Genomic DNA, 26,057 nt, shown 5'->3' with positions numbered 1-26,057 from the left:
CCTCAGGACACGCCCCTCGGGAAGGGCTCCGCTCAGAGGACGAAGCCCGGCTGTCCCTCGTCGGTCACGACGGGGCGGCCCGCCGCTGCCCAGACCTGCATGCCGCCGTCGACGTTCACGGCGTCGATGCCCTGCTGGACGAGGTACATCGCGACCTGCGCCGAGCGCCCGCCCGAGCGGCAGATCACGTTGACCCGGCCGTCCTGCGGCGCGGCCTCGGTCAGCTCGCCGTACCGGGCGACGAAGTCACTGATGGGAATGTGCAGCGCCCCTTCGGCGTGACCCGCCTGCCACTCGTCGTCCTCACGGACGTCCAGCAGGAAGTCACTGTCCTTGAGGTCCGTGACCTCGATCGTGGGCACACCCGCTCCGAAATGCATGCCTCCGACGCTACCCGACGCCGGTACCGACGCGGACGGGGCCCAGGTGGGCCGACGGCCACAGCCTCAGGCCCCGCCCCGGGCCCTGACACCGCCCCGGGCCGCTACCCGAGCAGCTCCGCCAGCTCCGCCTCGCGTGCGGCGACGTCGGCCAGGAGCTTCTCGGCGACCTCTTCCAGAAGGCGGTCCGGGTCTTCCGGGGCCATCCGGAGCATCGAGCCGATCGCGCTCTCCTCCAGTTCCCGCGCGACCACGGTGAGCAGTTCCTTGCGCTGGGCGAGCCATTCGAGGCGGGCGTAGAGCTCCTCGCTGGGCGTCGGCCCCTGCTCCGGGGGCTTCGGCCCGGCGGCCCACTCCTCGGCCAGCTCGAGCAGAAGCGCCTCGTCGCCACGGGCGTAGGCGGCGTTGACCCGGGTGATGAACTCCTCGCGACGCCCCCGCTCGGTGTCGTCCTGGGCGAGGTCGGGGTGAGCCTTGCGGGCCAGCTCGCGGTAGCGCTTGCGGGCCTCCTCGCTGGGCCGCACCCGCTGCGGTGGCCGTACCGGCTGATCGGTGAGCATCGCCTCGGCCTCCGGGAACAGGCCCTCGCCGTCCATCCAGCCGTGGAAGAGCTCCTCGACACCGGGCATCGGCATGACCCGGGCCCGCGCCTCGTCCGCCTTGCGCAGGTCCTCGGGGTCACCGGTGCGGGCGGCCCGGGCCTCAGCGATCTGGGCGTCCAGCTCGTCGAGGCGGGTGTACATGGGGCCGAGCTTCTGGTGGTGCAGCCGAGAGAAGTTCTCGACCTCGATACGGAAGGTCTCGACCGCGATCTCGTACTCGATCAGCGCCTGCTCGGCGGCCCGTACGGCCCGTTCCAGCCGCTCCTCGGGCCGGGGCACACCGGCGTCCGGCGTCGGCCGGTCCTCACCGGCGACACCACCCTGCTCAGCTTCCGGGGTCGTCACCCGACCAGCGTAGGCCACGGCGACAGGAGCCCTCCGGGCACACCGTCTTCAGGGCCCCGGGGACACCGCGCCCAGCGCGTGCCAGGACGTCCCCGGCGCACGCCCTCCTCACACCCCGACCTCCGCCGCGATCCGCCCGGACCGCACCGCCGCCACCAGCTGCGCGTGGTCCGCCTCCGTGCGGTCGGCGTAGGCGACGGCGAACGCGGTGATCGCCTCGTCCAGTTCCTCGTTCTTGCCGCAGTAGCCGGCGATCAGGCGCGGGTCGGCGCTGTGGGCGTGGGCGCGGGCCAGGAGGGCGCCGGTCATCCGGCCGTAGTCGTCCAGCTGGTCGGCGGCGAGGGCGGCGGGGTCGACGCTGCCCTTGCGGTTGCGGAACTGCCGTACCTGGAACGGCAGTCCGGCGACCGAGGTCCAGCCCAGCAGGATGTCACTGACCACCTGCATGCGCTTCTGCCCCATGACCACCCGCCGACCCTCGTGTTCGGCCTTCGGCACCTCGAACCCGGCGCTCACCAGATGCGGCACCAACACGGAGGTGCGGGCCTCCTTGACCTGGAGGACGAGCGGTTCGCCCCGGTGGTCGAGGAGCAGGACGACGTACGACCGGGTGCCGACGCTGCCCGTGCCGACGACGCGGAACGCGACGTCGTGCACCGCGTGGCGGGCCAACAGGGGGAGGCGGTCCTCGGAGAGCGAGGTCAGGTACTCCTCCAGGGACACCGCCACCGCAGCGGCCTCCGCGTCCGGCACGCGCCGCAGCACCGGCGGGGCGTCCACGAAGCGGCGCCCGCCGTCCTCGGTCGGCTCCGTCGACTTCGCGGCGAAGCGCCCGCTGGTGTTGGCCCGCGCCTTCTCGGAGACCCGCTCCAGGGTGCCGAGCAGGTCGTGGGCGTCGGTGTGGGAGACCAGCTCCTCATCCGCGATGGCGTTCCACGCGTCCAGGACCGGGAGCTTGGCCAGCAGCCGCATGGTGCGACGGTAGGCACCCGTCGCGTCGTACGCCGCCTTGCGGCAGGTGTCCTCGTCGGCGCCCGCCTCACGGGCGGCGAGCACGAGGGAGGCGGCAAGCCGCTTGAGGTCCCACTCCCAGGGGCCGTTCACCGTCTCGTCGAAGTCGTTCAGATCGATGACCAGGCCACCGCGCGCGTCGCCGTACAGCCCGAAGTTGGCGGCGTGGGCGTCGCCGCAGATCTGGGCGCGGATCCTCGTCATGGGGGTGCGTGCCAGGTCGTACGCCATGAGGCCGGCCGAGCCGCGCAGGAAGGCGAAGGGCGTGGCCGCCATCCTGCCGACCCGTATCGGCGTGAGCCCGGGGATACGGCCCCTGCTGGACTCCTCGACCGCGCTCACCGCGTCGGGCCGTCCGCCGTCCAGGTCGAGGTCGGCGTGCGCACTGCGCGGAACGCTTCGCCGCAGCGCCTTGCCCTCCTCCTTGGGCGTGCCCTGGGCGGGCCCGACGGCGAAGCCGCGGACCAGGGGGAGCCGGCGGGTGCTCTCGGCACCAGCCGCCGCCTGCCGAACGGGGACCGCGTCCCCATCAACCGTCTCCGCACCGACCTCGGTCATGTCGACCGCCTCCCCCGCGCACGCACGAACATCAACTCGTGCCGACCGTACAGCCGGTGGCCGAAACGCGTCAGACCCTGTGGACAACTCCACAACTGTGGAAAACGCCGACAGCCCTCAGCACGCAAGCAGGACGGAGGCAGTGCACAGGCAGCACACAGAAAGCGCACACGCAGCGCACCGGCCGCACACCGTCAGCACCCGGTCGGCCGCTCCGACTCCGGCAGATGCTCCTTCGCCCACTCCCCGAGCAGCCGCAGCGCCGGCGCCAGCGCGGCCCCCGCCTCCGTCAGCCGGTACGACACCCGCAGCGGCGGCCCCTCGTCGACCTCGCGCACTACGAGATGTGCGGCACCCAGCTCGGTGAGGCGGTCGGAGAGCATGCGTTCGCTGATGCCGGGGACCGCCCTGCGCAGGTCGACGAAGTACGCGGGTCCGTTGACGAGGACGGACACGATCGGGCCGGTCCAGCGCTTTCCGAGCAGCTGGAAGACACGCGTGATGCCCTCGTCGACCCGCTTGCACGCCGCCGTGTCGTGACTCTGCTCGACCGCCATGCCCTCAGGTTACTACCTTTCCCAACGTGGATGAAAAAAAGTAAGTACCTGTGTTATCCATAGTCGAGTACGAATTACGAGTGCGGGTCACGAGCATCCGTCACGAGTACGTCGAGTACGTCCACCGCTCCCCTGGAGAACCCATGGCCACGCTCCTGCACATCGACTCCTCCGTCTTCTCCGCCGACGCCTCCGCATCACGCGCGGTCACGGACGCCTTCCGCAAGTCCTGGGAGGAGCAGCATCCCGAGGGCACGGTGATCTACCGCGACCTCGCCGCGAACCCCGTCCCGCACATCACCGCCGACGCCCACACCGCCGGCTTCGCCGATCCCGCCACGCACACCCCGGAGCAGGAGGCAGCCTTCTCCGCGCGCGTGCAGCTGATCGAGGAGCTGGAGCAGGCTGACGCGGTGCTGATCGGCGCCCCGATGTACAACTTCTCGATCCCGTCGACCCTCAAGGCCTGGCTGGACAACGTGGTCCTCATAGGCCGGACCGCCATGACCGAGGAATCGAAGGTCAAGGGCACCCCGGTCACCGTCGTCGCCAGCCGCGGCGGCTCCTACGCGCCGGGCACCCCGCGCGAAGGCTACGAGTACGTGCAGACCTACCTGAAGGCGATCTTCGCCGACACCCTCGCCGTGGACCTCCACTTCATCGTCCCGGAGCTCACGATGGCCCCGCAGAACCCGGCGATGGCCGAGCTGGTCCCGCTCTTCGAGGCCTCCCGCGAGCGCGCCCTCCAGGACGCGGCCGCCAAGGCCAAGGAAGTGGCCGAGCGCGTCGCGGCGTAAGCCTGTCGGCCGGGGTGGGGGCAGGCGTCCGCCCCCACCCCGGCGAATCCACCCCGGCGAACCCACGCCGCTTCCCCGACACCGCGAAACCGGCACCACGACGCCGACACCAGCGACACCGAAGCCGTACGGGGAAGGCGAGTGCCGCATCAACCGCGCCCGGCCACCGGCCCCACAGACCACCCCACCCCCACCCCCACCCGGTCTCCGAGCGCGCCGAGCGCGCCGAGCAAACCGGCCACCCAAACTCACCGCCCGCCCTCAGGCCCTCTCCTGCCGCAGGTCCCGCCCATTGTGCGAGTCTTCGCCAGAGCAACACGAGGGGCAGGCGATGACCGAGAGTGCGAAGGCGGCACCCCGTCGGCGGCACGCGCAGGCGAACCGGCGGCGCATTCTGGACACGGCGCGCGAGACGCTGAGCGCGGATCCCGAGACCACCATCGACGACATCGCCCGCGCTGCCGGGGTCGCCCGCCGCACCCTCTACGGCCACTTCGCCAGCCGGGAGGACCTCGTCACCGCCCTCGCCGACGACGCCGTGGAGTCGCTCCGGCAGGCCTTCGTCGACGAGCACAGCCCTGCCGAGCCCCCCGACCTGGCCCTGGCCCGCTACATCATGGCCGTCTGGGGCATCGGCGACCGCTTCCGCATGCTGATCGCGCTCGGCCGCCGCGACCTGGACGGCGACATCCGCGGCGCGCTGACCCCCGTACGGGATCTGGCCGGTGAACTGCTCGCGCAGGGGCAGCGGGACGGAGTGTTCGCCGACCACCTGCCCGCGCCGGTGCTGGCCCACGTACTGGAGTCGGTCGTCGTGTCGATGCTCGAGTCGATGGACGACGAGATGTGGGAGGGATCCGCCCCGGCCGCCGCCACGGCGGTGCTGCTGGCCGCCGGAAGGACCCGCCCCGAGGCGGAAGCCGCCCTGCGGCACCTGCGCGCGGACGGCTGCGTCACGTAGAACCACCGATACGGACGGCTGCGTCACATAGACCCGTCACGCAGAACCACAGAACGGCAGAACGGCAGGCCCCGACCGTGAGATACCTCACCGCCGGGCCCCTGCCACCACAACGAGAAACGGGCCCTCACCGTGACTTTCGTCACTGGTGAAGACCCGTTCCGTCGGTTCTTCGCTGTGCGCGAGGGGGGAGTTGAACCCCCACGCCCTTGCGGGCACTGGAACCTGAATCCAGCGCGTCTGCCTATTCCGCCACCCGCGCATTGGGTGTGTCCTCGGGCTCCGTTCCCCTTGGGGCCTGGCGCCTTCCGACACGCAGAACATTAGCACGCTGGACGGGGTGGGTTCACATCCCTTATGGCCGGGCAGCCGCCCACCAGCACACTCTGCGTCCGCCCGCCACCCCGCCCCCGATTTCCGCCGACTACGTATCAACGCCGACCGGTTCACGTATCAACCTCGTACCGGTCCCGGTCGTCTCCGCAGGAGCCGGTCCAGGTCCACAGCCCGGTGCGGGACACTGGTCTACGGCCGCCTCTACGATCCTTGGCAGGACTATGTCCGAGAAGAGTTCGAAGGAGAGCTCCGGAGGGAACTTCGGAGGCGTCGACACCCGTCGACCGGGCCGACAAGGGGAACCAGCCGATTCGACGGCGCGTGGATACGATCAGTAAGCAGTACCAGCAGCACGAGGCAAGGCAGCGCCCGCTCAGCGGGGCGCAGGACGGCAGCAGCATCGGAGGAGGTGCCCCATGGGAGTCCTGAAGAAGTTCGAGCAGCGTCTCGAAGGTCTGGTCAACGGCACCTTCGCCAAGGTGTTCAAGTCCGAGGTACAGCCCGTGGAGATCGCGGGAGCACTCCAGCGCGAGTGCGACAACAACGCGACCATCTGGAACCGCGACCGGACGGTCGTACCCAACGACTTCATCGTGGAGCTGAGCACGCCGGACTTCGAGCGGCTCAGCCCCTACTCCGGCCAGCTCGGCGACGAGCTCGCCGGCATGGTGCGCGACTACGCCAAGCAGCAGCGCTACAGCTTCATGGGCCCCATCAAGGTCCACCTGGAGAAGGCGGACGACCTCGACACCGGCCTGTACCGGGTGCGCAGCCGTACGCTCGCCTCCTCCACCAACCAGCAAGCTCCCGGCGGCGCCCCGGCGGCTCCGGCCCCAGGCCGGCCGGCCCTCGGCGGATACGGCTACCCGCCCGCCGCCGCGCCCACGGGCGCCCCGCCCATGCCTGCCGCGCCGCCTCCCGGCGGCCGCGGCGGCGGTTACGGCGGTTACGGCTACCCGCAGCCCGCGGGCGGACAGCGGCCCCCGGCCGCCGCACCCGCCACCGCGGCCGGCGGTCGCATGCGCCACTGGATCGAGATCAACGGCAACCGCCATCAGATCTCCCGCGCGACGCTCGTGCTGGGCCGCAGCACCGAGGCCGACGTGCGGATCGACGACCCCGGCGTCTCGCGCCGGCACTGTGAGATCCGGACCGGAACGCCCTCGACGATCCAGGATCTCGGGTCCACCAACGGCATCGTGGTGGACGGGCAGCACACCACCCGCGCTACGCTCCGCGACGGCTCGCGGATCGTCGTGGGCAGTACCACCATCATTTACCGGCAAGCCGAAGGGTGAAGCGGGGGCAATGTCAGAGCTGACCCTCACGGTCATGCGGCTGGGTTTCCTGGCCGTACTGTGGCTGTTCGTGATCGTGGCCGTGCAGGTCATCCGCAGCGACCTGTTCGGTACGCGTGTCACCCAGCGCGGTTCGCGCCGGGAGAGCGGACGGCAGCAGCAGGCCGCCGCCCGCCAGGCGGCCGCGCCTCCGCAACAGCGCCAGCAGGCCGCCGGCGGCCGCCAGCGTCGTAACGCACCCACCAAGCTGGTGGTGACCGAGGGCACACTCACCGGCACCACCGTCGCCCTCCAGGGGCAGACCATCACCCTGGGCCGGGCGCACGACAGCACCATCGTGCTGGACGACGACTACGCCTCCAGCCGCCATGCCAGGATCTACCCGGACCGAGACGGCCAGTGGATCGTCGAGGACCTGGGCTCCACCAACGGCACGTACCTCGACCGATCGCGGCTGACGACCCCCACACCGATTGCGCCGGGCGCGCCCCTCCGCATCGGCAAGACCGTCATCGAGCTGCGGAAGTAGTGCCACGTCATGAATGAGCGCGAGCGGAGCGAGCACGCAGCGGCGCCCGGCACCCCGGGCCCCGGCGCGCTCCCGACCGGAGGGTGGGCACCGTGCGGATGTACCCGGAGCCGACGGGCGAGGTGCGCATGAGTCTGTCACTGCGCTTCGCCGCCGGATCGCACAAGGGCATGATCCGGGAGGGCAACGAGGACTCCGGATACGCCGGTCCACGCCTGCTCGCCATCGCCGACGGCATGGGCGGCGCCGCAGCCGGTGAGGTCGCCTCCTCCGAGGCCATCTCCACGATCGTCGCCCTCGACGACGACGTGCCCGGCTCCGACATCCTCACCTCCCTCGGCACCGCCGTTCAGCGCGCCAACGACCAGCTGCGCGCGATGGTCGAGGAGGACCCGCAGCTGGAGGGCATGGGCACCACGCTCACCGCCCTCCTGTGGACCGGCCAGCGCCTCGGCCTCGTACACGTCGGCGACTCGCGCGCCTACCTGCTGCGCGACGGCGTCCTCACGCAGATCACGCAGGACCACACGTGGGTGCAGCGCCTGGTCGACGAGGGCCGTATCACCGAGGAAGAGGCCACCACCCACCCGCAGCGCTCCCTGCTGATGCGCGCGCTGGGCAGCGGCGAGCATGTCGAGCCCGACCTCTCCATCCGTGAAGTCCGCGCCGGCGACCGCTACTTGATCTGCTCCGACGGCCTGTCCGGGGTCGTGTCCCACCAGACCCTCGAGGACACCCTCGCCAGCTACCAGGGCCCCCAGGAGACCGTCCAGGATCTGATCCAGCTCGCGCTGCGCGGCGGCGGCCCCGACAACATCACGGTCATCGTCGCCGACGTCCTCGACCTCGACACCGGGGACACCCTCGCCGGGCAGCTGTCCGACACCCCCGTCGTGGTCGGCGCGGTCGCCGAGAACCAGCTCCAGCTGCACGACAACGGCATCATGCAGACCCCCGCGGGCCGCGCCTCCGGGCTCGGCCGCCAGGTGCCCGGACAGGGCGGGGGCGGCGAGTTCGGCCCGCCCGGCTCCGGCGACACCACCGGATACATCTCCACGTCCGGCTTCGGCGACTACGGCGACGACGACTTCGTCAAGCCCCGCAAGGGCCGCAAGTGGCTCAAGAGATCCTTCTACATCGCGCTCGCGCTGGCCGTCGTCGGCGGCGGCCTGTACGGCGGCTGGCGCTGGACGCAGACGCAGTACTACGTCGGCGCCAACGGCGAACACGTCGCCCTGTACCGCGGCATCAGCCAGGACCTCGCCTGGGTCTCGCTGTCCAAGGTGCACAAGGACCACCCCGAGATCGAACTCAAGTACCTGCCCACGTACATGCAGAAGCAGGTCAAGGCGACGATCACCGAGGGCGGGCTCAAGGACGCCCAGACGAAGATCGACGCCCTGGCGGTCCAGGCATCCGCGTGCGAGAAGGAAGCCGCGCGCGAGGAGGCCGAGGCCGAGAACAACGCCAAGACCGGTGAGGGCGAGGCCGGCGGCACCACGGGAACCACACCCGCCTCTCTGTCGTCCAAGGCCTCGCCGACGCCGAATCCATCGACGTCGACCTCCCCGTCCCCGACTGCGCCCACGCCCACCCCCGGCCCCAGCCTCTCCGACCAGGAGCAGAAGGTCGTCTCGCAGTGCGACAAGCAGTAGCCGAGCCGTGAGAGGCCCTGTCACACGATGAGCAGTACTACCAACTCACCGACGCACCACACGTCCACGATCGGCTCGATCGGCACGCCGAGCCGTCGCAACACCGAGCTCGCGCTGCTGGCGTTCGCCGTCGTCATCCCGGTCTTCGCGTACGCCAACGTGGGCCTGGCCATCAACGATTCGGTGCCGCCCGGCCTGCTGGGCTACGGCCTCGGACTCGGTCTGCTCGCCGGCGTCGGTCATCTCGTCGTACGGAAGTTCGCACCGTACGCCGACCCGCTGATGCTGCCGCTGGCGACCCTGCTGAACGGGCTCGGGCTGGTCGTCATCTGGCGCCTGGACCAGTCGAAGCGGCTCAGCAACTACGCCGACGCGGCACCGCGCCAACTGCTGTACTCCGCGATGGGCGTCGCCCTGCTGGCGGTAGTGCTGATCTTCCTGAAGGACCACCGCGTCCTGCAGCGCTACACCTACATCTCCATGGCCGGCGCGCTGTTCCTGCTGGTCCTGCCGCTCGTGCCCGGACTCGGCGCGAACATCTACGGCGCCAAGATCTGGATCAAGATCCCCGGCCTCGGCACGCTCCAGCCCGGTGAGTTCGCGAAGATCGCCCTCGCGGTGTTCTTCGCCGGCTATCTCATGGTCAAGAGAGATGCCCTGGCCCTGGCCAGCCGCCGCTTCATGGGTCTTTACCTGCCGCGCGGCCGCGACCTCGGTCCGATTCTCGTCGTCTGGGTCATCTCGATCCTCATCCTGGTGTTCGAGACCGACCTCGGTACGTCCCTGCTGTTCTTCGGAATGTTCATCATCATGCTGTACGTCGCCACCGAGCGGACCAGCTGGATCGTCTTCGGTCTGCTGATGTCCGCGGTCGGCGCCGTCGGCGTGGCGAGCTTCGAGCCGCACATCCAGACGCGTGTGCAGGCCTGGCTCGACCCGATGCGCGAGTTCCAGCTCAGCCGCGCAGGGACCCAGGACGGCATCATCCACTCCGAGCAGGCCATGCAGGCCCTGTGGGCCTTCGGTTCCGGCGGCACGCTCGGCACCGGTCTCGGGCAGGGCAACTCCGACCTCATCGGCTTCGCCGCCAACTCCGACTTCATCCTCGCCACCTTCGGCGAGGAGCTGGGCCTGGCGGGCGTCATGGCGATCCTGCTGCTCTACGGCCTGATCGTCGAGCGCGGGGTACGAACCGCGCTCGCGGCCCGCGACCCGTTCGGCAAGCTGCTGGCCATCGGCCTGTCCGGCGCCTTCGCCCTCCAGGTCTTCGTCGTGGCCGGCGGTGTCATGGGCCTCATCCCGCTGACCGGTATGACGCTGCCCTTCGTGGCCTACGGCGGTTCGTCCGTCATCGCCAACTGGGCCCTGATCGGCATCCTGCTGCGCATCAGCGACACCGCACGCCGCCCGGCGCCCGCCCCCGCTCCCAACCCCGACGCCGAGATGACCCAGGTGGTCCGCCCGTGAACAAGCCCCTGCGCCGGATCGCGATCTTCTGTGGACTGCTCGTCCTGGCACTGCTCGTCCGCGACAACTGGGTCCAGTACGTCCAGGCCGACGAGCTCAAGTCCGACAAGGACAACCGCCGCGTCATCATCGAGCGGTACGCCACTCCACGCGGCGACATCATCGTCGACGGCAAGTCGATCACCGGCTCCAAGGAAACCTCCGGCAGCGACTTCAAGTACAAGCGCACCTACACGAACGGCCCCATGTGGGCGCCCGTCACCGGGTACGCCTCGCAGGCCTTCGGGGCCAACCAGCTGGAGAGCATCGAGGACGGCATCCTCACCGGCAACGACGACCAGCTGTTCTTCCGCAACACCCTCGACATGTTCACGGGCCGGGAGAAGGAGGGAGGCAACGTGGTCACCACCCTCAACGGCGCCGCACAGAAGGCCGCGTACAACGGTCTGAAGAAGCAGGGCGGCAAGGGTGCCGTCGTGGCACTCGACCCCTCCACCGGCGCGATCCTGGCGCTGGCGTCCTACCCGTCGTACGACCCCTCCTCGTTCGCCGGCAACTCCACGACGACCGACACCGAGGCGTGGCAGAAGCTCCAGAAGGCGAACAACGACGAAGACCCGATGCTCAACCGCGCCCTGCGCGAGACCTACCCGCCGGGCTCCACCTTCAAGGTCGTCACCGCCGCCGCCGCGCTGGAGAACGGCCTGTACACCACGGCGGACGAGAACACCAAGTCGCCACTGCCCTGGACCATGCCGGGCACCACGACCGAGCTGCCCAACGAGGGCAACATCCCCTGCAAGAACGCCACGCTGCGGGTCGCCCTCCGAGACTCCTGCAACACCGTCTTCGGCAAGGTCGGTTCCGACCTCGGCAACGACAAGATGCTCGCGGAGGCCAAGAAGTTCGGCTTCGACGAGGAGCACTTCACGCCGATCCGTTCCAGCGCCTCGGTCTTCTCCGACGACATGAACCCGTCGCAGACCGCGCTGTCCTCCATCGGCCAGTTCAACACCGCCGCGACCCCGCTCCAGATGGCGATGGTCGCCTCGGCGGTCGCCAACGACGGCACGCTGATGAAGCCGTACATGGTCGACGAACTCCAGGCGCCGAGCCTCGACCCCATCGAGAAGACCGAGCCGGAGAAGCTGAGCCAGCCGCTGTCGGCGAAGAACGCCCAGATCCTCCAGTCGATGATGGAGACCGTCGTCAAGGACGGCACGGGCAAGAACGCGCAGATCGGCGACGGCGTCACGGTGGGCGGCAAGACAGGTACCGCCCAGCACGGCGAGAACAACAGCAAGAACCCCTACGCCTGGTTCCTCTCGTACGCCAAGCTCAGCGACGGCAGCTCGCCGGTCGCCGTGGCCGTGGTCGTCGAGGACGACAACGCCGTCCGTGACGACATCTCCGGCGGTGGCCTCGCGGCCCCGATCGCGAAGAACGTGATGGAGGCGGTCATCAACAGCAAGCAGTGACCCCGATCACGTCCCCTTCACATCGGTGCACGTTGCGATACCGGTCCTGTATCGGGTGACGGGCTTGGCCAGGTCACACAAAGCCAGCCGGGTACGGTAGGCCCGGACGGCAGCCACCCGACCGCACTAATGTGCCGGTCGGGACCGACGGAGAGGGCTGGTAGGAAGCTATGGAAGAGCCGCGTCGCCTCGGCGGCCGGTACGAGCTGGGCCAGGTGCTCGGTCGTGGTGGCATGGCAGAGGTCTACCTCGCGCATGACACCCGCCTCGGCCGCACCGTGGCGGTGAAGACGCTGCGCGCGGACCTCGCGCGCGACCCGTCCTTCCAGGCCCGGTTCCGCCGGGAGGCCCAGTCGGCCGCCTCGCTCAACCATCCCGCGATCGTCGCGGTCTACGACACGGGCGAGGACTACATCGACGGGGTCTCGATCCCGTACATCGTCATGGAGTACGTCGACGGCTCCACCCTCCGTGAGCTCCTTCACAGCGGCCGCAGGCTGCTGCCGGAGCGCACGCTGGAGATGACCATCGGCATCCTCCAGGCCCTGGAGTACTCCCACCGGGCCGGCATCGTCCACCGCGACATCAAGCCGGCCAACGTCATGCTGACGCGCAACGGCCAGGTCAAGGTCATGGACTTCGGCATCGCCCGCGCCATGGGCGACTCCGGCATGACGATGACGCAGACGTCCGCGGTCATCGGCACCGCCCAGTACCTCTCCCCGGAGCAGGCCAAGGGCGAGCAGGTCGACGCGCGGTCCGACCTCTACTCCACGGGCTGTCTGCTCTACGAACTCCTGACGGTCCGCCCGCCCTTCGTCGGCGACTCACCGGTAGCGGTCGCGTACCAGCACGTACGGGAAGAGCCCCAGGCCCCGTCCGTCTTCGACCCCGAGCTCACGCCCGAGATGGACGCCATCGTCCTGAAGGCACTGGTCAAGGACCCGAACTACCGCTACCAGTCCGCCGACGAGATGCGCGTCGACATCGAGGCCTGCCTCGACGGCCAGCCGGTGGCGGCCACGGCCGCGATGGGCTCGGTCGGCTACGGCGGCTACCCCGACGACCAGCCGACGACGGCCCTGCGCGCCGACGCGGGCGCCACGACGATGCTGCCGCCCATGAACCCGGACGACGGCGGCTACGGCTACGACGACCGCCCCGACCGGCGCCGCCAGAAGAAGTCGAACACCTCGACGATCCTGCTGGTCGTGGCGGGTGCTCTGGTGCTGGTCGGCGCGATCCTCATCGGCAAGTGGATGTTCGACAGCGGCGGGGTGAGCAACAACAAGGTCGCCGTGCCCGGTTTCGTCAGCGAGACGGTGGAGGACGCCAACAAACTGGCCGAGAACGCCGGACTGAAGGTCGTGGTCACGGAGAAACCCTGCGAGGACCAGAGCAAGGGCAAGGTCTGCGACCAGGACCCGGACCAGGGCAAGGAGGTCGAGAAGGGCTCCACGGTCAACCTGACCGTCTCGACCGGCGCCCCGAAGGTCACCGTCCCCAGCGTGATCGGCCTGACCCTCGACGAGGCCAAGGAAAAGCTCAGCGGCGACGACTACGAGTTCACGATCAAGACGGAGAGCCGGGAGTCCTCGGACGACCCGAACTCCGTCCTCGACCAGGACCCGGTCAAGGGCGAGGAAGTGGAGAAGGGCTCCACGATCACCCTCACCATCGCCAAGGCCGAGGAGAAGGCCACCGTCCCGGACGTCCTCGGCAAGACCTGTGACGAGGCCAAGGCCCAGATGACGGCCAACAACCTGGTCGGCAACTGCACCGACGTCGAGACCGACGACGTCAACCAGATCGGCAAGGTCATCCAGACCACGCCGTCGGCCGGATCCCAGGCCGACAAGAACTCCTCGGTGAACATCCAGGTCGGCAAGGCGGCGGACAAGACGGAGGTCCCGAACGTCGTCGGCCAGACCGTGGGGCAGGCCAAGCAGATCCTCAACGCCGCCGGCTTCAACAACATCCAGTTCGCCAACGGCAGCGACCAGAGCGACACGGCGTTCGTCTCCGACCAGGATCCGGACCCGGGCAACGAGGTCGACGACCCCGCCGGCACGCAGATCACCCTGACGACCATCGGCGTCGGGAACAACGGCGGGAACAACGGCGGCGGCGGCAACGACGGCAACATCTTCGGCGGAGCCACCGGAACGGCGGCCCGCACGGAGGACTGACCCCACCCGCCCTGTACGACCGGAGCCCCGGCACCCTCACCACGAGGGCGCCGGGGCTCCGGTCTTCTCTTCGCCCTGCCACGGGAGCCGGTTCCGCAACCGCTCACTAGGGCAGCCCCCTGACCGCCGCCCTGCCCTGGGCCGCCGCAATCATGCGCGTGCATCGATCGTGTCTTCATATGTCATGACTCGTTGATCGGGTGGGGTGGGGTGTCGAGCTCTGCCCTGGCCCTACGGCCACACCGCGAACGGAAGGGCAGAGCATGATCAACGAATCGGCACTGCTGGAATCGAAGACCCTGCGCGACAGCGTGCTGGAACGCACGGAGGTGCTGGACAGGGTCAAGGCGCTGTCGCTGCTGCCGGACGGGATGCATGTGACCACGGCGATGGTGGCGGCCTACTTCGAGGTCACCGCCGATGCCATCCGGCAGCTCGCCAAGCGCCACCGCGCAGAGCTGGAAGTCAACGGCATGGCTGTGCTGCGGGGCGCTGTTCTGCGGAAGTTCGAGAGTGACAACATGTCACTCTCGCTCGGCAGTCATCCACAAGCCCGCCGCAGCCTCACCATCTACTCCCGTCGCGCCATCCTCAACATCGCCATGCTCCTCCGCGACAGCGCAGTCGCCCGTCAGGTACGCACGTACCTGCTCGACATGGAGTACCTGGCGCGCACACAGCCTGTGGAAAACCCGGACCTGACAGACGAGCTCTCCCTCGACGACCGCATCGACCAGCGCATCACCCACATCCTCGGCAAGACGGTCGTCCCGATGTTCAACGCCCTGATCGAAACGTCCGGCGAACACCGCAGGGAGCTGATCGCCCTACGGGCGGGAGTCCAGCACATCGAACGACGGCTCCACCAGCACCACACACGGCTGCGGAGGCTCGAAGGAACAGTTCGTCGGGTCGGCCAAGGTTCTGTGCGCCGCGGAAGTGGCCCTCTTCGTGGCGACATGCCCCTTCACCCCTGATGCCCTGAGCATCGCAGCCGAAGGCGGCATCACCGCCGTACACCGTGGACTGCTGGAGCAGTGGAGCACAGGGGAACCACTGAACGTGCTGGAGTAGGCGCGGGGTGATGCACGAAGGCCCGAAGCCGCAAGGATTGGTTGCGGCTTCGGGCCTCCGCCATGCTAGGTGACTGAGCTCCTCAAAGGAGTTCAGTCACCTCAGTTCCTCTGGCGGCGTCCGCTCACTGTCCACCTTGTCGGTGCGCACCAGCTCCCCCCAGACGACGTACCGGTACCGGGACGTGAACACCGGCGTACAGGTCGTCAGGGTGATGTAGTGGCCCGCCTTCGTCTTGCCGGACTCCTCGGGGAGCGCCGACAGGACCTTGACGTTGTACTTCGAGGTCTCGGGAAGGATGGCGTAGACCTTGTAGACGTACCACTTGTCCTTCGTCTCGAAGACGATGGGGTCGCCCTCTTTGATCTTGTCGATGTTGTGGAACTTCGCGCCGTGGCCGTCGCGGTGGGCGGCGAGGGTGAAGTTGCCCTTCTTGCCCGACGTGGGCAGCGTCGCCTTGCCCGGGTCGGTGTAGTAGCCGGCCACACCGTCGTTGAGGATCTTCGACGACGTGCCCTTCTCCACCAGGACCTCGCCGTTCTTCATCGCGGGCACGTGCAGGAAGCCGATGCCGTCCCCGGTGTCCAGCGCGCCGGGACCGGTGTCCTTCTGGGCGGCCCAGTTGTCACGGACCTTGTCGCCCTGCTGGTTCGCCTTGCGGTCGGCGAGGACGTTCGTCCACCACAGGGAGTAGACGACGAAGAGGCCGAGGATCAGGCCCGCCGTGATGAGGAGTTCGCCGAAGACACTGACCGCCATGGCGATCCGGCCCATGCCGCGGCGGCGCGGTGCGGGCGCGTGCCCGGGCATCTCGGTCTGCTCTGCGGTGCCGTCGGTGGTCGCTGCCACTTGTCATCTGCCCTTACTCGACGAGCGCATCCGGCTTGCCCTTGCTGCGCGGCCGTTCCTCGACCATCTTGCCCCAGACGATCAACCGGTACTTGCTGGTGAACTCCGGAGTGCACGTGGTCAGGGTGATGTAGCGACCCGTCTTCGTGAAACCCGACCCCGGCGGAACAGGATCCAGCACGCTCGTGTTGCTCGGCGACGTCACCGGCAGCATCGACGCCATCTTGTAGACGAAGTACTTGTCCTGCGTCTCCACGACGATCGCGTCGCCCGGCTGCAGCTTGTTGATGTACCGGAACGGCTCGCCGTGCGTGTTGCGGTGGCCCGCGAGCCCGAAGTTGCCGGTCTTCGCGTCGGGCATCGCCGTCTTCAGCTCGCCCTCGCCGTAGTGACCGACCATGCCCCGGTCCAGCACCTTCTTGTTGCTCACGCCCTCCGCTATCGGCACCACCACGTCCAGCTTCGGAATGTGCAGGAGCGCGAAGCCCTGCCCCGGCGAGAACGTCCCAGGGTTCCGCTTCCCGCTCGCCCAGTCGTCCTGAAGGCTGCTCGCCTCCTTGTCCGCCTGCGCATGCGCCCGCACGTTCGTCCACCACAGCTGGTAGGTGACGAACAGCAGCATGAGAACGCCGGTCGTGATGAACACCTCACCGATCGCCCGGCTCGCGACGACCGCCGCGCCGGGCTTGCGCGCCCGCGCCTGCCGCCGCGCCTCGACCCGGGAGAGCGGCCTGCCGTCATCGGCCGGAGACTCCGGTGCCGGCTCCGCACCGCCCCCATGACGCCCACCACGGCGCTTGGCGGCCCTTCTGCGGGCCGCACGACCGCCCATGGGAGTTCCTGTGGCAGACGAGGCGGATGAGGCGTCAGGGGCGGATATGGGCTCCCCCCCGACCGGACGCGCCGGCGGCTCGGGGATCCGCAACGCCACCGTCTCGTCGTCGAGGGGCGGTTCGTACGGCACCGAGTCGTACGACTCGTACGGCACACCGCCGTACGAGTCCTCGCGCTCGGGGCGCAACGCGGTCACGCCGTGGCCCTGCCCACCACCGGGGCGAGCCCCGCCGACCTCGCCACCGCGCCCTGGTCCCCGCACTCCACGAGCCAGTTGGCCAGCATCCGGTGCCCGTGCTCCGTCAGCACCGACTCGGGATGGAACTGCACACCCTCGACGGGCAGTTCCCGGTGGCGCAGGCCCATGATGATGCCGTCGTGGGTACGGGCGGTGACCTCCAGCTCGGCCGGAACCGTCGCCGGCTCGGCGGCCAGCGAGTGGTACCGGGTCGCGGTGAAGGGCGTCGGCAGCCCGGCGAAGACGCCCCTGCCCTCGTGCTCGACCAGCGAGGTCTTGCCGTGCAGCAGCTCGGGTGCACGGTCCACGACACCGCCGTAGGCCACCTGCATCGACTGCATGCCCAGGCACACACCGAACACGGGCACACCGGTCGCCGCGCAGTGCCGCACCATCTCGATGCAGACCCCGGCCTCCTCGGGCGTCCCCGGCCCCGGCGACAGCAGCACGCCGTCGAAGCCGTCCTGGGCGTGCGCCGTCGACACCTCGTCGTTGCGCAGCACCTCGCACTCGGCGCCCAGCTGGTACAGGTACTGGACCAGGTTGAAGACGAAGCTGTCGTAGTTGTCGACGACGAGAATCCGCGCACTCACTGGTTGTCCACCGTCACATCGTTGAAGGGCAGCAGCGGCTCGGCCCACGGGAAGACGTACTGGAACAGGACGTAGACCCCAGCAACGACCAGCACGAGTGAGACAAACGCCTTCACCCACGCGTTCCCCGGCAGATGCCGCCAGATCCAGCCGTACATGCCGTCCCTTCCGTCGCACCACGGCACCAGACTCACGCCGTACCGCACCAGACTAACGGCGCAGCGCCGCTGGTTTCCCTGCCTCCACAGGCTGTGTGGAGTCAAGATGCGCCCAGACGATCAGCCGGTGGCTGTGCCCCCACTCCGGATCGCACGTGGTCAGTGTGAGGTAGCGGCCCGGGCGCGTATACCCCGACTTACGTGGCACAGGGTCGATCACCTCGACGTCCGAGGGCACGGTTTTGTAGGGGCCTTTGTCGATCCGATACGTGAACCAGGTGGTCCCGTCCGTCAGCACGACCGCATCACCCCGCCGCAGCTTCGGAAAGTCCTTGAAGGGGTCCCCGTACGTACGCCGATGGCCGGCGACCGCGAAGTTCCCCTTCTGGCCGAGTTGCGCGGTGCGCGCGTAGTGCCCGAGGCCCTTCTTCAGGGTGTCGGTGGCGGTGTTCTCCAGGACCGGCTTGTTCCACGTGAAACCAAGGCGCGGGATGTACATGATCGCGAAAGGCTTGCCCGCCTTGTACGACACCGGCTCGGACGGACTCTCGGAGGCACTGGCCGAAGCGGTGGGCCGCACGGGCTCCTGCGCCCACTGGTTCTGTAACCGGTCGATCTGGTCGTCCATCACATGGTCGGCCTTCACACCGGTCCAGAACAGCACATAGACGACGAACAGCACGATCAGGGCGCCGACGGTGATGCACAACTCACTGACCGACCTGACGACGACGCGCACCGGCAGCTCCTGAGGGGCCTACTCGGGACTCACTCCACGGGCTTCGCGTACTGCAGATCCACTGTGCCCGAGTAGCCGGGCAGAGTCACCGCCCCGTCCTCCTCGACTTTCCAGCCGAGCCCGTACACGTTGACGTACACCATGTAGTTCTGGATCGACGCACTCTCCGCCAGCGCCTTCTGCAAGGCGTCCGGGTCGCCGACCGCCGTGATCTTGTACGGCGGTGAGTAGACGCGGCCCTGCAGGATCAGCGTGTTGCCCACGCAGCGCACGGCGCTGGTCGAGATCAGCCGCTGGTCCATGACCTTGATGCCCTTGGCCCCGCCCTGCCACAGGGCGTTCACCACGGCCTGGAGATCCTGCTGGTGGATGACCAGGTAGTCGGGCTGCGGCTCGGGATAGCCGGGGAGCTTGGCCGTCGCGTCCGGCGGGGCGTCGTTGAGGGTCACCGAGATCGCCTTGCCCGTGAGCTTCTGCGTGCCCGCGTTCTCCTCCAGGGCCGCGAGCTTGTCGTCCTCGGCCTTGGTACTGCCGTCGTCGCGCTCGGCGAGCGACTCGATGTCGCGCCGCAGGGCACCGTTGGACTCGTCCAGCTCGCCGTTCTTCTGGCTGCGCTCGTGGATGAGGTCCGACAGCTTCAGCAAGGACGTGTCCGTCCGGATATTGGTGCCCTTGGCCGTATTGAAACTCGTGAAGAAAATGAGCCCCGCGAGCGCGAAGACGCATGCCGTGAGCACCCGCACGGGCCGGAAACCTCGCCGGCCGGCAGGACTGGATCCCGTCCCGGGGGAGTCGGCAGAATTGGTCAACGTACCCTTATCTCCTTCGGCGCCGCGGAAGCACTACGCTAACGGACGCCCGGGGGAGCACTAAGTGTCCCCTTGTACGCTGCCCCGGAGCCCGCCCCAGTTCCCTGCGCGGCCACGCAGCGCATCGACAGGAGAGACCCTCGTGCCGAAGTCACGTATCCGCAAGAAGGCCGACTACACGCCGCCCCCGGCGAAGCAGGCGACCACCATCAACCTGAACAGCCGCTCCTGGGTCGCACCCGTGATGCTGGCCATGTTCCTCATCGGCCTCGTCTGGATCGTCATCTTCTACGTGACTGACGGTTCGCTGCCGATCGACTCCCTGAACAACTGGAACATCGTGGTGGGCTTCGGCTTCATCGCGGCCGGGTTCGGCGTCTCCACGCAGTGGAAGTAGCTCTGCCCAGGGCTATCCGCTGAGTTATCCACAGCCCTGCAGAAATTTCCACAGCTCGCTGGGGAAAAGACGACGATCTGTGGATAACCCATCGAGTGTTGACGCCGGTACGACTGACACACCGGTAACCGAAGGCATGTTCGCCCCCTGCCTGACCTGCGAAAACACAGGTCAGCGACAGGGGGCACAGCTGTTCCCGCACGGTATGCACAGGACTCGCCACGCACTGTGGACAAAGCCCGCTCAGCTGCAGGAACGCACGGCTCAGGTGAGCTGCGCGGTCCTCAGCAGCGTCATGATCACGATCACGGCCAGGACCAGCGCACAGGTGCCGTACTGGACCAGCGCGCGGCGTTCGCGCGGGGCGTGGACCATGGCGTAGCCGGTGATGACGCCGGCGACGAGGCCGCCGATGTGGGCCTGCCAGGAGATGTTGAAGCCCGGGTTGAAAGTGAAGATGAGGTTGATCACCAGCAGGGCGATGATCGGCCGCAGGTCGTAGTTGAGGCGGCGCATGAGGACGGCGGTGGCGCCGAAGAGGCCGAAGATGGCGCCGGAGGCTCCGAGGGTGGCCGTGCTCGGGGAGGCGAGCAGGTAGGCGAGGGCACTGCCGGCGAGGCCCGAGACGAAGTAGAGGGCCAGGTAGCGGGCTCGGCCGAGGGCCGCTTCCAGAGGGCCGCCGAGCCACCACAGGCTGAGCATGTTGAACGCGATGTGCCAGATCTCCTGGTGCGTGAACATCGAGGTGACCAGGCGGTACCACTCGCCGCCGGCGACGCCCTCGGTGGGCGCGAAGGGGGCGGGCGGCCAGGCACCGATGAGGACCAGGTCGTTCAGGAGCGACGTCGACGCCTGGACCGCGATGAACACCGCGAGGTTGATGCCGACGAGGATCTTGGTGATCAGCCGGGGGTCGGCCGCGATGGTGCCGCCGGCGATGGTGCGGGGCTGGGTGGCGGTGCGGGCGTGGCCGGTGCCGGAGCCGCCGCGGACGCAGTCGGGGCACTGGAAGCCGACGGAGGCGCTGACCATGCACTCGGGGCAGATCGGCTTCTCGCAGCGGGTGCAGCGGATGCCGGTCTCGCGGTCCGGGTGCCGGTAGCAGCCGGGCGCGCTCTGGGCGTCCTGCGAACTGCCTGCCGCCTGGTCCATGACATCCCCTAAGTCGTCGTACGCACATGCACCGCCCCGTCCATCCTTACGGATGAACGGGGCGTTTGGTTCCCTTCGCGCGGTCCTTTCGCGCAGGCCGGAGAGGTTACCGGTCGCGCGGATCGCGGGGCCTTCGGGGGTCTCAGCCCTCGCGGTTCTCGATGACGACCGATTCGATGACGACGTCCTTGACCGGGCGGTCGTTCGGGCGCGTGGTCGGGACGGTGGCGATCGCGTCCACGACCTTCTGGCTCGCCGGGTCGGTGACCTCGCCGAAGATGGTGTGCTTGCGGTTCAGCCAGGCCGTCGGGGAGACGGTGACGAAGAACTGCGAGCCGTTGGTGCCCGGGCCGGCGTTGGCCATGGCCAGCAGGTAGGGCTTGTTGAAGGAGAGGTCCGGGTGGAACTCGTCCTCGAACTCGTAGCCCGGGCCGCCGATGCCGGTGCCGAGCGGGTCGCCGCCCTGGATCATGAAGCCGCTGATCACACGGTGGAAGACCGTACCGTCGTAGAGCTTCTTGGTGGACTTCTCGCCGGTGGCGGGGTGGGTCCACTCGCGCTCGCCCTGGGCGAGTTCGACGAAGTTGCGGACCGTCTTGGGGGCGTGGTTCGGCAGGAGCCGGACTTCGATATCGCCGTGGTTCGTCTTCAGGGTGGCGTAAAGCTGCTCGGCCACGATCTGCCTTCCGTTGTCCTTCTGTGCCCTTCCGATCCTTGCACGGTTCGTGCCGTGCGTCGCCCGGCACCCGCCCGTGCGCCGGGCGTGCGGCGTTTTCGCATGCAGAAATCCGGTCGAGTGGCCCCGGGCCGGGGGCGTCTGGCGGCGATCCGTGGCATTGTCGACGACAAGCTCCTGTTGCCCTGTATTCATCCGCTATTGCACGTGATCGGATCTTGAGCATTCCTTGATGGGAGATCGTCCGGAGTCTGTGTCTGTGACCCGGATGCCCGCCCTCACATGCCCCGGGGCTGCCGGACAGGCATGATCCGTAAAAGGGTGGAAAGTCGAAATACCGTACGCCACCGAGGAGGAGGAACCCGTGACCCGCATCGACAGCGTGCGCGCCGCGACCGGCTCGGCGAAGGACAGCGTGATGCACGCCGCGGAAGTGGTGGCGCCCTACGCCGACACGGCCAAGGACCGGGCCGCGCACTACGCACAGGAGGCGCGCGTACGGCTCGCGCCGAAGGTGTCGCAGGCCGCCGAACAGGCTCGTGTCCAGTACGACGCCCATCTCGCGCCGCGTCTGGAGTCAGCCCGTTCGCAGGCTCTCGCACATGTCCCGCCGAAGGTCGACCAGGCCGCCCACGAGGCCGCGACCCGTACCCGTAAGGCCGCCAAGCAGGCAGCCGACTACTCCCGACCGCGAATCGAGCAGGCGGTGGCCGCGACCGGTCCCGTTCGCGACGAGGCCGCTGCCCGTAGTGCGGCCGCGCTGGCCGCGCTACGGGGCCAGGTCTCGCCCAAGGAGATCCAGAAGCTGGTCCGCAAGCACGAGCGGCGGGCGCGGGCCGGCCGGCTCGCCAAGGCGCTGGCGGTGGCGGGCCTGGTCGCAGGCGGCGCCTTCGCCGCCTGGAAGTGGTGGGACAAGCAGGCCAACCCTGACTGGCTGGTCGAGCCGCCCGCTGCGACGGAGGTACCGGAGTCGAGCCGCCTGACCTCGGTCGACGGCACCGGACAGGCCGTACTCGACCCGGAGGTGCAGGCCAAGGAGGCCGAGGAGGAGGCAGCACACCGCGACGACCGCGGCTGAGCAAGGCTCTTGCTGTGGGGCGGAGGACCAATTGAGTCCTCCGCCCCACAGCGGTCTCGAGCGCGTCACGGGTTGCGCGGTTTCACGTGAAACAGTGCCCGCTTGCCCGCCGCTCCGAATTCCGCGGTACTACAAGTGAGTTGCGCGTACCGTCACGACCATCCAGCGCAGTGGTCCGCGCCGTCGGCGAGTTGATTTCGCCCGTACCAGGTGATGGTTCCGACCGGAGAAGCCATCGGGACGACGTACACGGGTGTCACGTACCTCCGGCACAACCGGACGCGGCCGACGGCGAGCAGCGCGCCCTCGCCGAAGACGACCCCGTCGTCCTGCACTGCCATCAGATCTGGCCGGAGGAGGAGTACGCGGGCATCGACGCCTTCCGCCAAAACGCCCCCCGAAACTGCGTTTCCGCAGATCAGGGGGCGTTTTACGTGAGTGGAGCCTAGGGGAGTCGAACCCCTGACATCTGCCATGCAAAGACAGCGCTCTACCAACTGAGCTAAGGCCCCGAAAAGTGGTCGCCCGCCCGGAAGAACCGCGTACCGGGTGGCGACGCAGACCAGAGTACCGGGTCACCCCCGGGATCTCGCAAAAAGATTGGGGGTCCCCGTGGAAGACCACTCTCCGTAAGATGCTCGGCGTGGTTCGCTACAGCGAACCACCGTTTTTGGGGAAGCGATGGGGAGACGCAATGGACGCCGCACAGCAGGAAGCCACCGCAAGAGCGCGGGAACTGCAGCGGAACTGGTATGGGGAGCCGCTGGGGGCGCTCTTCCGTAAGCTCATAGACGATCTTGGACTCAACCAGGCTCGTCTCGCGGGGGTCCTGGGACTGTCCGCACCGATGCTGTCGCAGCTGATGAGCGGCCAGCGGGCGAAGATCGGCAATCCTGCCGTGGTCCAGCGGGTGCAACTGCTCCAGGACCTGGCGGGGCAGGTCGCGGACGGCAGCGTCAGCGCGGCCGAGGCGACCGACCGCATGGACGAGATCAAGAAGTCGCAGGGGGGTTCGGTGCTCAGCAACACCACACAGACGACCAGCAGTTCGGGAGCGCCCACGGTCAAGCGGGTGGTCCGCGAGATCCAGTCGCTGCTGCGCTCGGTGGCGGCCGCGGGAGACATCATCGAGGCGGCCGACACTCTCGCCCCGACCCACCCGGAACTGGCAGAGTTCCTCCGGGTGTACGGCGCCGGCCGCACCTCCGACGCGGTCACGCACTACCAGTCCCACCAGAGCTGAACCGGCGGCCCGGCCACCGAAGGGGGTTCGGCAGCCGGGCCGACGGCCGAGGAGGAACGCGAGGGGGCCGTGTCCCTCGCCGACGGGACACGCGGGGGTGTGTCCCGAATCGACGAGGGCGCGAGAGGGGTCGTATCGCTCATCACGGGGGAAGCAGGGAGAAGCAAGGGGGTAACCGAAGGGGGAGGGGCGACGCACAGCCATGGGTGAGGTCTTCGCCGGCCGGTACGAACTGGCCGATCCGATCGGACGCGGAGGAGTGGGCGCCGTCTGGCGCGCCTGGGACCACCGCCGCCGCCGGTACGTCGCCGCCAAGGTTCTGCAACAGAGCGACGCGCACGCGCTGTTGCGCTTCGTCCGTGAACAGGCGCTGCGGATCGACCATCCCCATGTACTCGCGCCCGCCAGCTGGGCCGCCGACGACGACAAGGTCCTGTTCACGATGGACCTGGTCGCCGGCGGTTCGCTGGTCCACCTGATCGGCGACTACGGCCCTCTCCCACCCGCCTTTGTCTGCACCCTGCTCGACCAGCTCCTGGCCGGGCTCGCCGCGGTTCACGCGGAAGGTGTCGTCCACCGCGACGTCAAGCCCGCCAACGTGCTCCTCGAAGCCACCGGCACGGGCCGCCCCCGGCTACGCCTGTCCGATTTCGGCATCGCGATGCGGCTGGGCGAACCGCGCCTGACGGAGACCAACCTCGTGGTCGGTACGCCCGGCTATCTCGCGCCCGAGCAGATGATGGGCGCCGAACCGGACTTCCCCGCGGACCTGTTCGCCGTGGGGCTGACCGCGCTGTATCTCCTGGAGGGCGCCAAGCCGGACGCCAAGGCCCTCATCCAGTACTTCACCGCGCACGGCACACCGAGCGCCCCACAGGGCATTCCCGACCCGCTGTGGCAGGTCGTGTCCTCTCTCCTCCAGCCCGACCCACACGCCCGCTTCCGCACGGCCACCGGAGCGCGCAAGGCACTGGCCTCGGCCGCCGAACTCCTTCCGGAACCCGGCCCCGACGACGAGACCATCGAAATCTTCGACCAACTCGGGCCGCTGCCACCCGGCTTCGCCCCTACCGGCCCACTCAAGCGGGCACCGGGCGTGGAGACGGGGGCGACTTCGCGGTGGCCGGCAGAGGGAACCTCCCCTTCGGCAGAGGGAGTTCGGTCGGTGGTGGGCGCTGCCGATCCGGCAGTTGGGCCCCGGCCTGTGGAGGATGGGGCCGGGCAGGTGGAGGCACCCTCGCCTCTGGAGGGAGCTGCCGGGTCGGCAGCGGGCCCTTGGCCGGTGGAAGGAGCAGCCGCGCCGCCAGATGGTGCCGCCGGGCCGGCCGGCGGTGGTGTCTCGTCCACAGCGGGGGATGGTGCGCACCTCGGCCCCGGCGCAGCTCCGCCCGCCCCGCCCGAAGCCGCAGGCATCCCCTTCCGTTTCCGCCCGGAGGAAGGGCACGCGTCCTCTTTGCCGGAAGATGTGCCCTCGGGATCCGGATCGGGCGGTGCTGCGTCGGCCGCACGACAGAGCACCGCACGACAAAGCAACGCCCCCATGGCCGCCCGCCCCGGCACTGCCCCTTTCGCGCCCGCCCCGGGCACGGACTCCATGGGCGCCCAGATCGGCTCGGGCCACGCACCCCCGATCCCCGGTACAGGCTTCGCACCCCCGCCCGAGCCGAGCACAGCCGATCCAGTCGGCCCGGGCGCAGGGGCCGTGTCCCCCGATCACCGGCAAGGGACCGGGTGGACATCGGCTCCTGCAGGCGCAACCCCGTCGCGGCCCACCCCCGCGCCGGCCCCACCCGCCGTCCCCCCGCAGCCGTCCGCCCCCACGCAACCGCCCACCATGTCGGACACGGGCAGCTTCCACCTGCCGCCCCCGCAGACCGCTGCCACCCACTCCCCCCAGGCACCCACCCCACAGCCCCGCCACGGACAACAACAGCCACAGACACGGCCGCAGGCACAGGCACACGCTCAGCCCGATCCGGCTCCCCCGTCCCCCCCCCCCCCCCCCTTCCCCCCCCCCTCCCCCCCCCCGCCCCCCCCCCTCCTCCCCCCCCCCC

26 protein-coding genes and 2 tRNA genes are annotated in these 26,057 nt (G+C 69.1%); 13 read left to right on the top strand and 15 right to left on the bottom strand.

Annotated elements, in window-relative coordinates; translation table 11 throughout:
• Positions 1-32: 32 nt before the first annotated feature.
• The 4 genes from ADK57_RS35945 to ADK57_RS35930 form a co-directional block, all read right to left on the bottom strand.
• Positions 33-362, bottom strand: a complete 330-nt coding sequence (locus tag ADK57_RS35945; RefSeq protein ID WP_053753883.1) for a rhodanese-like domain-containing protein — start codon at positions 360-362, stop codon at positions 33-35.
• 122 nt (positions 363-484) lie between these two features.
• Complete coding sequence (locus ADK57_RS35940; protein WP_053753882.1) at positions 485-1,327, bottom strand: J domain-containing protein; 843 nt, start codon at positions 1,325-1,327, stop codon at positions 485-487.
• 108 nt (positions 1,328-1,435) lie between these two features.
• The gene (locus ADK57_RS35935) at positions 1,436-2,896 is read right to left on the bottom strand and encodes a DUF2252 domain-containing protein (protein WP_053753881.1); all 1,461 of its coding nucleotides are present in this window, start codon (positions 2,894-2,896) and stop codon (positions 1,436-1,438) included.
• Between the two features lie 194 nt (positions 2,897-3,090).
• Positions 3,091-3,453 (bottom strand): winged helix-turn-helix transcriptional regulator, encoded by a 363-nt coding sequence (locus ADK57_RS35930; protein WP_053753880.1) that lies wholly within the window; start codon positions 3,451-3,453, stop codon positions 3,091-3,093.
• A 143-nt stretch (positions 3,454-3,596) separates the two neighbouring features.
• Here ADK57_RS35930 and ADK57_RS35925 point away from each other — a divergent pair, with 143 nt between their 5' ends.
• Together ADK57_RS35925 and ADK57_RS35920 are read left to right on the top strand one after the other, a co-directional pair.
• Positions 3,597-4,250, top strand: a complete 654-nt coding sequence (locus ADK57_RS35925; RefSeq protein ID WP_053753879.1) for an FMN-dependent NADH-azoreductase — start codon at positions 3,597-3,599, stop codon at positions 4,248-4,250.
• A gap of 331 nt (positions 4,251-4,581) precedes the next feature.
• Positions 4,582-5,211 carry a TetR/AcrR family transcriptional regulator gene (locus ADK57_RS35920; protein ID WP_053753878.1) on the top strand — a complete coding sequence of 210 codons (630 nt, stop codon included), beginning with the start codon at positions 4,582-4,584 and terminating at the stop codon, positions 5,209-5,211.
• A 178-nt stretch (positions 5,212-5,389) separates the two neighbouring features.
• Here the strand turns inward: ADK57_RS35920 and ADK57_RS35915 are convergent.
• Positions 5,390-5,473, bottom strand: a tRNA-Leu gene (locus tag ADK57_RS35915).
• A gap of 490 nt (positions 5,474-5,963) precedes the next feature.
• On the opposite strand from ADK57_RS35915, the gene ADK57_RS35910 reads away from it, so the two are divergent.
• From ADK57_RS35910 to ADK57_RS35880, 7 genes are all read left to right on the top strand, one after another.
• Positions 5,964-6,845, top strand: coding sequence for an FhaA domain-containing protein (locus ADK57_RS35910; protein ID WP_053753877.1), 882 nt, complete (start codon positions 5,964-5,966; stop codon positions 6,843-6,845).
• A gap of 10 nt (positions 6,846-6,855) precedes the next feature.
• The gene (locus ADK57_RS35905; RefSeq protein WP_053753876.1) at positions 6,856-7,374 is read left to right on the top strand and encodes an FHA domain-containing protein FhaB/FipA; all 519 of its coding nucleotides are present in this window, start codon (positions 6,856-6,858) and stop codon (positions 7,372-7,374) included.
• A gap of 128 nt (positions 7,375-7,502) precedes the next feature.
• Complete coding sequence (locus ADK57_RS35900) at positions 7,503-9,029, top strand: Stp1/IreP family PP2C-type Ser/Thr phosphatase (RefSeq protein ID WP_234390520.1); 1,527 nt, start codon at positions 7,503-7,505, stop codon at positions 9,027-9,029.
• Positions 9,030-9,056: 27 nt separating this feature from the next.
• Complete coding sequence (locus ADK57_RS35895; RefSeq protein WP_053753875.1) at positions 9,057-10,496, top strand: FtsW/RodA/SpoVE family cell cycle protein; 1,440 nt, start codon at positions 9,057-9,059, stop codon at positions 10,494-10,496.
• On the top strand, positions 10,493-11,974 hold the full coding sequence (locus ADK57_RS35890) for a peptidoglycan D,D-transpeptidase FtsI family protein (RefSeq protein ID WP_053753874.1): 1,482 nt from the start codon (positions 10,493-10,495) through the stop codon (positions 11,972-11,974). The genes ADK57_RS35895 and ADK57_RS35890 overlap by 4 nt, the downstream gene beginning before the upstream one ends.
• 170 nt (positions 11,975-12,144) lie before the next feature.
• The gene (gene pknB / locus ADK57_RS35885; protein WP_053753873.1) at positions 12,145-14,163 is read left to right on the top strand and encodes a Stk1 family PASTA domain-containing Ser/Thr kinase; all 2,019 of its coding nucleotides are present in this window, start codon (positions 12,145-12,147) and stop codon (positions 14,161-14,163) included.
• Positions 14,164-14,426: 263 nt separating this feature from the next.
• Complete coding sequence (locus tag ADK57_RS35880) at positions 14,427-15,140, top strand: restriction endonuclease (RefSeq protein WP_234390519.1); 714 nt, start codon at positions 14,427-14,429, stop codon at positions 15,138-15,140.
• A gap of 193 nt (positions 15,141-15,333) precedes the next feature.
• Here ADK57_RS35880 and ADK57_RS35875 read toward each other — a convergent pair whose 3' ends face one another.
• The 6 genes from ADK57_RS35875 to ADK57_RS35855 are packed head-to-tail and all read right to left on the bottom strand — an operon-like array spanning position 15,334 to position 19,457.
• Positions 15,334-16,086 carry a class E sortase gene (locus tag ADK57_RS35875; protein WP_053753872.1) on the bottom strand — a complete coding sequence of 251 codons (753 nt, stop codon included), beginning with the start codon at positions 16,084-16,086 and terminating at the stop codon, positions 15,334-15,336.
• 13 nt (positions 16,087-16,099) lie between these two features.
• Entirely contained in the window at positions 16,100-17,116 is a 1,017-nt protein-coding gene (locus ADK57_RS35870) for a class E sortase (RefSeq protein ID WP_053753871.1), read from the bottom strand.
• Complete coding sequence (locus tag ADK57_RS35865) at positions 17,113-17,751, bottom strand: aminodeoxychorismate/anthranilate synthase component II (protein ID WP_053753870.1); 639 nt, start codon at positions 17,749-17,751, stop codon at positions 17,113-17,115. Before ADK57_RS35865 ends, ADK57_RS35870 begins: the two co-directional genes overlap by 4 nt.
• Positions 17,748-17,945, bottom strand: coding sequence for a hypothetical protein (locus ADK57_RS48265; RefSeq protein ID WP_199830761.1), 198 nt, complete (start codon positions 17,943-17,945; stop codon positions 17,748-17,750). Before ADK57_RS48265 ends, ADK57_RS35865 begins: the two co-directional genes overlap by 4 nt.
• Positions 17,946-17,961: 16 nt before the next feature.
• Positions 17,962-18,648 (bottom strand): class E sortase, encoded by a 687-nt coding sequence (locus ADK57_RS35860; RefSeq protein ID WP_053753869.1) that lies wholly within the window; start codon positions 18,646-18,648, stop codon positions 17,962-17,964.
• Positions 18,649-18,677: 29 nt separating this feature from the next.
• Positions 18,678-19,457 (bottom strand): DUF881 domain-containing protein, encoded by a 780-nt coding sequence (locus ADK57_RS35855; protein WP_053753868.1) that lies wholly within the window; start codon positions 19,455-19,457, stop codon positions 18,678-18,680.
• A gap of 142 nt (positions 19,458-19,599) precedes the next feature.
• Here ADK57_RS35855 and crgA point away from each other — a divergent pair, with 142 nt between their 5' ends.
• A complete protein-coding gene (gene crgA, locus ADK57_RS35850) occupies positions 19,600-19,854 on the top strand; it encodes a cell division protein CrgA (RefSeq protein ID WP_053753867.1) in 255 nt (84 codons plus the stop codon).
• Between the two features lie 264 nt (positions 19,855-20,118).
• Here crgA and ADK57_RS35845 read toward each other — a convergent pair whose 3' ends face one another.
• Both ADK57_RS35845 and ADK57_RS35840 read right to left on the bottom strand, forming a co-directional pair.
• The gene (locus ADK57_RS35845; protein WP_053753866.1) at positions 20,119-21,006 is read right to left on the bottom strand and encodes a rhomboid family intramembrane serine protease; all 888 of its coding nucleotides are present in this window, start codon (positions 21,004-21,006) and stop codon (positions 20,119-20,121) included.
• Between the two features lie 142 nt (positions 21,007-21,148).
• Positions 21,149-21,682, bottom strand: coding sequence for a peptidylprolyl isomerase (locus ADK57_RS35840; RefSeq protein ID WP_053753865.1), 534 nt, complete (start codon positions 21,680-21,682; stop codon positions 21,149-21,151).
• A gap of 364 nt (positions 21,683-22,046) precedes the next feature.
• Here ADK57_RS35840 and ADK57_RS35835 point away from each other — a divergent pair, with 364 nt between their 5' ends.
• The gene (locus tag ADK57_RS35835; RefSeq protein WP_053753864.1) at positions 22,047-22,760 is read left to right on the top strand and encodes a DUF5324 family protein; all 714 of its coding nucleotides are present in this window, start codon (positions 22,047-22,049) and stop codon (positions 22,758-22,760) included.
• 152 nt (positions 22,761-22,912) lie between these two features.
• On the opposite strand, the gene ADK57_RS50210 is transcribed toward ADK57_RS35835, so the two are convergent.
• Positions 22,913-23,101, bottom strand: a complete 189-nt coding sequence (locus ADK57_RS50210) for a hypothetical protein (protein WP_159050210.1) — start codon at positions 23,099-23,101, stop codon at positions 22,913-22,915.
• Between the two features lie 98 nt (positions 23,102-23,199).
• Positions 23,200-23,272, bottom strand: a tRNA-Ala gene (locus ADK57_RS35825).
• A gap of 182 nt (positions 23,273-23,454) precedes the next feature.
• Here ADK57_RS35825 and ADK57_RS35820 point away from each other — a divergent pair.
• Together ADK57_RS35820 and ADK57_RS48255 are read left to right on the top strand one after the other, a co-directional pair.
• Positions 23,455-24,003: a helix-turn-helix domain-containing protein gene (locus ADK57_RS35820; protein WP_053753862.1), complete on the top strand. Its 549-nt coding sequence runs from the start codon at positions 23,455-23,457 to the stop codon at positions 24,001-24,003.
• 202 nt (positions 24,004-24,205) lie between these two features.
• Positions 24,206-26,057: serine/threonine-protein kinase (locus tag ADK57_RS48255; RefSeq protein ID WP_107091729.1), on the top strand; the 1,852-nt coding region annotated here is incomplete at its 3' end.

It is taken from the genome of Streptomyces sp. MMG1533 (genome assembly GCF_001279775.1).
Taxonomy (GTDB): domain Bacteria; phylum Actinomycetota; class Actinomycetes; order Streptomycetales; family Streptomycetaceae; genus Streptomyces.
Note: the sequence above shows the minus strand (reverse complement) of the source record. Positions and strands in the feature narration are given on the sequence as shown.